The 1,154-nt window shown below is 40.6% G+C and carries 1 protein-coding gene; it reads right to left on the reverse strand.

From position 1 onward, the window contains the following. Positions 1–832: aldehyde dehydrogenase family protein (locus KIV40_RS06555; RefSeq protein ID WP_285348363.1), on the reverse strand; the 832-nt coding region annotated here is incomplete at its 3' end. Between the last annotated feature and the right edge of the window lie 322 nt (positions 833–1,154).

Below are 1,154 nucleotides of genomic sequence, written 5' to 3' on the forward strand. Positions count from 1 at the left end.
CAGCTTTAGATAGAACGTGAGCTTTGTGAGAAGCGAAACGCTCTTTCACTTCGTCGTATACTTCAGCAACTACGATTGCAGCTTGCTCAGAAGCACATACTACGCCGTTATCGAAAGTTTTAGACATTAGGATAGAAGCAACAGCACGTTTGATGTCAGCTGTTTCATCGATAACGACAGGAACGTTACCTGCACCTACACCGATTGCTGGCTTACCAGAAGAGTAAGCTGCTTTAACCATGCCTGGACCACCAGTTGCAAGGATAAGAGCGATACCGTCGTGCTTCATAAGAGCGTTAGAAAGCTCTACAGATGGTTGGTCGATCCAACCGATGATGTCTTTTGGAGCACCAGCTGCAACCGCTGCGTCTAGAACTAGTTTCGCTGCATCGTTAGTTGAGTTCTTCGCACGTGGGTGTGGCGAGAAGATGATGCCGTTACGAGTTTTTAGAGAAATTAGAGATTTGAAGATTGCTGTAGAAGTTGGGTTAGTCGTTGGAACGATACCACAGATGATACCTACAGGCTCAGCGATAGTCATCGTGCCTAGGTTGTCATCTTCTTCCAAGATGCCACATGTTTTTTCGTCTTTGTATTTGTTGTAGATAAATTCTGAAGCGAAGTGGTTTTTGATTACCTTATCTTCAACAATACCCATTCCAGATTCAGCAACTGCTTGTTGTGCTAGTGGAATACGAGCATGGTTAGCTGCAAGTGAAGCTGCGCGGAAGATTGCGTCTACTTTCTCTTGAGAAAATGTTGCGAACTCTTCTTGTGCTGCTTTAACGCGTGCTACTAGAGCATCTAGTTCAGCTAAGTTAGTTACAGGCATAGTGGATCTCCTAAAATAATAAATATTAAAAACTTTTTAGTAAGGCTATTGTCTTTCGTTTTTACTGTTTATCAGCGACTTAACTAACAACCATCTTAGTAAATTGCTTTCAGGGCTGAGTATAATATTTCAGAGTGTGAAAAAAATTGACTTGGATCAGTTCTCACAACCGAAATACCCCCAAAGTAGTGGTTTACTACAACAAAACGACATAACCCACTGATAAACAAATAAATTAAACTTCATTTTTTATTGACCAAAAAAGAAGCAAACGAACTAAAAACCAAAAGAAACAACAACAATCTGTAAAAAAGTTTCATTT

The sequence above is a fragment of the Vibrio sp. D173a genome, assembly GCF_030248475.1.